Genomic DNA, 6240 nt, shown 5'->3' with positions numbered 1-6240 from the left:
CTGACCGTCATTCGGAAATACAGAGATTCCTATGCTGCAGGATATGGATTTATCCCAGCTCTCCTGCATAGGCAGATTGCGAAATGCCTCAACCACCTGACGTGCTTTCTCAAACACCAGTGCATTTCCAGGAATATCCTTAATAAAAGCAATAAATTCATCTCCGCCTATACGTCCTACAATATCAGACTCACGAAACAGTTTCCGCACATCTGATGTGATCTCTACAAGAAATGCATCCCCAAATAAATGCCCCAGAGTATCATTCACCATTTTAAAATCATCAATATCAATAATCATCAGCGCAGACTGCTTTCCCATATTACTGCTCTGCAAGTAATTATCAATCAAAGCATGCGCCGTACCTTTATTATAGAGTTTCGTCAGCGGGTCACGCTCAGCCTTTTCCAAAAGCTGCTGGGAATTCTTTTTTTCGTTATCTATATCAATGATTACCCCGACCGCTTTAATGGGAATCCCATCTTTATTTAACTGGGAAGTAAGCCGAAATCTGCACCAGATGTATTCTTCTTTCGTCTTTTTAACCCTGGCTTCTATCTCCATGTAACCTTTACCGCTTCGAATCTGATCAAATGCATTTCTAAAAGCGGGCAGATCTTCCCGAAAAACATGAGAATTATAGGATAGCGACGCGAAAAACCGCTCTTTTACAGGCTCATAATGGAATTTCTTTTCCCAATTAGCAGAAAAACTTAAACTGTCCCTCTCAATATCCCATTCAAATACAATATCATTTGTCTGATCCATAATAATCTGATGGCGTTCCAGACTCATTGCCAGTTCTTCCTGCGCAAGTCTCCCTTTCGTAATGTCAACCAATACACAATAAAAGATACCACTCCCATCACTGGCTGTGATCAATCTTCCCTTATCCAAAATCCAGGCAACGCTGCCGTCTTTTTTTCGGATACGATACTCTATTTCTTTGGTATCGCTGAGGGCAAGCTGCTTTTTTACCTCTTCCAGAGTTGCCTCACGATCCCTTGCATCTATCATTTCCCAAAAACTATTCGCGAACTTTTCCTCTATCTCTTTTTGTGTATAGCCGAACATTTCCAAAAATGATTCACTCATCTGCGTCAGAGTTAGGCGTTCGTCATATTTACAGCAAAATATTGCACCCGGAACATTATTGGTTAACATCAGTAGTTCCAAATTCCTTGCCTCAATATCAGCTGCTGGTGCAGAAACATGAAAATAGCATAATTTTTCTTCCGTATCTGTTAACCTGCAGATAGCTGTAATCAGTATTTCATGGCTTTTACATAACTTATCGGCTGACTTCTCTTTCAGCCGTGCCTTTAGCAACACCAGGCAATAGTCTCTTCCCAGACGTTTAGTTTTATATAACGGCTCTGTAATCTCATAGCTATGGAAATTTGCTGTCCGTTTTTCTTCTGCCAATTTTAGCACTGCATCCTGACCAGAATAGAACGTATCAATCCCCGTCTCGAACCAAAGGATTTCACACTCCATCATATCTGTTATTTTTTCAGGATTCCACTCTTTATAATAATAATAAAGAAACTTTTCTACAAAACTTACACCTTGATTTCCAATATCCATGCTCTCAAAGCTCCTCTGTTATATAATTACAACACAACTGCCATCATTATCAATATTTTCTATTATAACAGACACTGATACGGAAACAATAGTAAAATATATTTATTTTCTATTTTTCATCAAAAATTTATCTTTTTCATTCTGGAAAGAGAAGGGGGCGGACCGTTCACAAACTGTTCGCTGCCATACTACCCCAATGCCACATCTAATATCATCATAATCAAAAATCCAGCCATAACGCCCATCGTACCTACATTTGAATGTTCTCCTAAATGTGCCTCCGGTATTAATTCTTCTACTACAACATAGATCATGGCACCTGCTGCAAATGAGAGCAGCCATGGCATATAAGGCTCTATATTTTTTGCCACCAGAACAGTCAGTACACCAAAAATCGGCTCTACTATTCCCGACATACTTCCATACAAAAATGATTTCCCCGTACTGACGCCTTCCTGCTTCAGGGGCAGTGATATAGCTGCGCCTTCCGGGAAGTTCTGTATTCCGATACCAATTGCCAAAGCAAAGGCACCGGCATATAATGCTGTATCACCGCCATGCTGGGCTGCTAACGCAAAAGACAGTCCAACTGCCATTCCTTCCGGAATATTATGAAGGGTCACAGCAAAAACCAACAAGGTAGTTCTTTTCCAGGATGCAGATACTCCCTCCTGCTCTTTACTTCCCGGATGCAGATGGGGAAGCAGTGAATCCAGAATTAAAAGAAATGCGCCTCCCAGTAAAAATCCTCCTGCTGCCGGAAGCCACCCAATCTGTCCCTGTGCCTGCGCCTCATCAATTGCCGGTATAAGCAATGACCATACGGATGCGGCAATCATAACACCTGCCGCAAATCCCAGAAAAATACGCTGGATTCCATCATTTACTTTCCCACGGAAAAAGAATACCATGGCAGCTCCCAGAGTCGTCATCAAAAATGTGAATCCGGTACCTCCTGCTGCCCAAATTACTGAATTCATAGATACACCTCTTTTCTCTCTTTATAAAAATTACTTTTCTTAGTATTACCCGTTCTCATTCTCTAAACCCGGATATCCTTTATTATAATACATTTCAAGAAGAAATTGTTTAATATTTTTTATCAAAAAAGTACCCAAAAAAAGTACAGTCCGAATTCTCCATTCCCCATTTTACCGGGTTCCGGACTTTCTTCAGATTGTACTTTTCTTATGGCTTAATCCTGTTTTAAATATCTTTCTGGGATATGTTACTACTTAGTTTGCGTATCCAAGTCTCTGCCAATCACTTTTTTACTGCGGTTTACGTCTTCATTTATTTCATTTCCGGACAAATTACCAGGAAGCCTCATCCAGAATTCCACACCATTATCTACGTTGACAGCACCGCATTCACCATGGTGTAAACCTACAATGCTTCTGACAATATATAGCCCAAGCCCCGCATGCATGGATCTATCTTCCTGCGGTGATATATCATTGTCACCTTTCATGTAAAAACTCCTCCAGATCTTATCTATATCCTCTGCCGGAATCGGTTCTCCTTCATTGTATACTTCTATATAGACATCTCCTTCTTTTCGGGTCAGGCTGACCTCAATCAGACCGCCCTGCAGCGTATGATTAAAAGCATTCATCATAAAGTTCCCAACTGCCTGTTCCAGGTATACCCGATTTCCCATTACAGTACATTCCGGTTCAATATGGAAACTACATTTGATTTGGCTCTGCCTGAACAGGGCATCGTATTTAAACATCAGGTACTGCATCATTTCACTTAAATTTACTTTACCCATCTGCATCGTATCCATATGATGCTCTATCACAGTAAGATTGAGCATATTCCCAATCATATCCGACATCTTTGACACTTCTTCTACAATTGAATTGTAATAATATTCCCGGTCAATCTCATCTCCCATACATTGAAGCATTTCTACCTGACTGGAAATAACCGTCAGCGGTGTCTTTAACTCATGTGAAATATTTGCCATGAACTCTTTACGGACTTCATCAATCTTGCCCTGCTGCACATTTTCAATCTCTAACCGGTCCTTATCACCCTCCAGGCTCTGCACATATTCCTGAATCTGCTCGGACATGGAGTTGATATTTGCCGCGAGGCTGTTAATTTCCTGAAAGGATGTATCCGTTCTTGCCTTTCTGGTAAAATCCCGTTTGGCAACCCGCTTCGCGACCTCACCGATTTCTTCAATCGGTTTTGCAATACGGTTCGACAGTATATACATTATGATACTGCCTATCAAAAGGGAGATAACAATTACTACTGCCAGGAAGGTCTGGGTATATTTAAAGGAGCTGTATGCTGACTTAATCTCTTCCTTAATACTCACATAATACAGATTTCCATCCTGTTTGATAATTCCCGGAAATCGAATCAATCCCATAACCTTTGACATATTCCTTCGAATTTTGGGCTGTTCCGTAAAATCTTCAATATGAAGGTTCACATTTTTATAAACCTGGGCTTTCGGTCCTGACTTCCTTGTTGTATAAACAGGTTCGTAATTAGCATTTGCAATGACGAACGAAAAGTTCTCATTTTCATAACTTTTAAACAAATTTTTATCGTCGCTGTCTATCTTTTTTAAATCCACCGATTTTATTTCTTCAAATGCTTCTTCCATCATTTTGCTCTTCTGTCCAACATAGTAATCTGTTGCAAAAAGACTGAATACAAGACTGCTTCCCCCAACAACGATCAAAAGGAATGCCCACTGCATTATAATCATATTGCCTTTTATTTTTTTAATCATGTTCTCCTACTCCAAACAGATACCCTACGCCATAGACAGATTTAATATAAGGACATTGATCCGTCAATTTTTTCCGAAGCTGCTTCACGATGGTGTCGACCGTCCTGGTATCTCCGTTATAATCGTAACCCCAGACAGAATTCAAAATAGCTTCTCTGGAAAGTACAACGTTTTCATTTTCCAGGAAATACACCAAAAGTTCAAATTCCTTTGGCGTAGTTTCCAAAAATTCTTCTTTTAAATAAACCTTCTGGCTTGCAATCTCTATCTTAAGCTCTCCTGCAAATAAAACATCCTTAAGTTTTCCTGCACGCTTTAAGACTGCCTCTACATGGGCTTTGATAATTGCCAGTGTATAAGGTTTGGTAATATAGTCATCCGCACCTTTATTAAAACCATTCAACTGGTCTGTAATCGCATTTTTAGCCGTGAGCAGAATAACAGGCACCTCAGATTTCTGACGAATCTCTCCCAGTACCTCAAATCCATTTAGATGCGGCAGCATAATATCCAGCAACACCAGATCTAATTTATGCATGTTCTGATAAAAAAGTTCTACAGCCTGCTGACCGTCATAAGCAACTATTACCTCATATCCATTGATATTCAAAAAATCCGACAGCGTCCTTGCCAGTTTTAATTCATCCTCAACAACTAAAATACGGTTTTTCCTCATTTCACACTACTCCTAACGAATTCTGCTGGCATCGTCAAATCCACCTAATTTCACGGTGCCTGTTTCTTCATATTCTTTCTTCAATTTGTAATAATCATTCTTACGTTCTTCAATATGCTCATAAGCATTGCGCTTTGTAACGTAAGTACCAAACCCTTCATAGGAACGTGTGCCTTTTATTGTATCAACCATCAAATCGTATACTTCATAGAAAAAATGGCCTTCATTATAAAAATTATAGGGATTCAGATCAATATCATTATAGCCACTAAAATCCCAAACTTCTGATACTGATATGATGTCATATAAGAACTGCCAGTAGTCTTCACTCTCATGTTCACTCATCTCACCGATAAAGGATGGGGCAATAATCACCATCAGTTCTACATTATTTTCATCGCACACTTCTTTTATCATTTTGAAAGCATTTAGGTTCTCTTCATAATAAGGCCTTTCACTAGGTTTTGTAAAGAGTGTTTTTAAATGTTTATCGATTTTATTTGTAACAAACTTCTCTGTGAATTTCTGAGGGTTCTCATCTCTCCTTAAATAATACTTTTCCAGGTTCCTGGCACCATCCCCGATTTCCGGATAGAATGTCTGTGTCCCCTTCTCTTTCCATTTTTCTTTCAGCTCATCCAGGCTTACCGTGACATCTTTTAACATAAAATCAATAAATTCCATTGCCTGGGACTTTCCGGAAATAAGTGCCGGAACCTTATACAGGTCTCCCACATGCTCTGCCTCAAACCTGCGGACTTCACCTCCGCTGATGTTCAGCACAATTTTTTTAACATTTGTATTTTCCACCAGATATTTTGTGTTCAGATAATATTCGTTAAAGTTTCCTACCGTGGAAAACATATTGTAATAACGGTATCCGTCAATCTCACTCATTTTTTCCGCAAGATAGGTTCCCGCCTTGGAACCGCCTATGATATACCCATCGTATTGGTCCTGATAGTTTTTTACATGCTCCGCTTTAAAGAACCTGCTGTAACTATTGTCATTCACTTCAATCGTACCAAGGGCATCATAATCGCCTCCCCGAAATGCAAAATATCCAAAGGGATCTACAAAATAATTCATTCCGCAGATAAATCCAAATACCGCTAACACAAATACCAGGAATCCGACTGCCCATTTTTTATACTTCATTCGCTGTCCTCCTAAAACTGAAAGTACAGGAACTGTACTACCTGATTCATTTTACAGATACAAA

5 protein-coding genes are annotated in these 6240 nt (G+C 39.6%); all 5 read right to left on the bottom strand.

Features of this window, described 5'->3' with window-relative positions; genetic code table 11:
* Nucleotides 1-1587, bottom strand: a 1587-nt coding sequence (locus RHS_RS27210; protein ID WP_395023595.1) for a diguanylate cyclase domain-containing protein, incomplete at its 3' end; no start/stop codon positions are given.
* A gap of 188 nt (nucleotides 1588-1775) precedes the next feature.
* Complete coding sequence (locus RHS_RS27205) at nucleotides 1776-2567, bottom strand: ZIP family metal transporter (protein WP_027295038.1); 792 nt, start codon at nucleotides 2565-2567, stop codon at nucleotides 1776-1778.
* 251 nt (nucleotides 2568-2818) lie between these two features.
* On the bottom strand, nucleotides 2819-4342 hold the full coding sequence (locus RHS_RS27200; protein WP_047834935.1) for a cell wall metabolism sensor histidine kinase WalK: 1524 nt from the start codon (nucleotides 4340-4342) through the stop codon (nucleotides 2819-2821).
* Complete coding sequence (locus RHS_RS27195; protein ID WP_027295040.1) at nucleotides 4335-5018, bottom strand: response regulator transcription factor; 684 nt, start codon at nucleotides 5016-5018, stop codon at nucleotides 4335-4337. Before RHS_RS27195 ends, RHS_RS27200 begins: the two co-directional genes overlap by 8 nt.
* A 12-nt stretch (nucleotides 5019-5030) precedes the next feature.
* Entirely contained in the window at nucleotides 5031-6176 is a 1146-nt protein-coding gene (locus RHS_RS27190) for a hypothetical protein (protein WP_027295041.1), read from the bottom strand.
* Nucleotides 6177-6240 lie beyond the last annotated feature (64 nt).

Source organism: Robinsoniella sp. RHS, assembly GCF_001029355.1.
In the GTDB taxonomy this organism is placed as follows: Bacteria; Bacillota; Clostridia; order Lachnospirales; family Lachnospiraceae; genus Robinsoniella; species Robinsoniella peoriensis.
The sequence above is the reverse complement of the archived record's forward strand: the minus strand, read 5'-3'. Positions and strand labels throughout refer to the sequence as shown.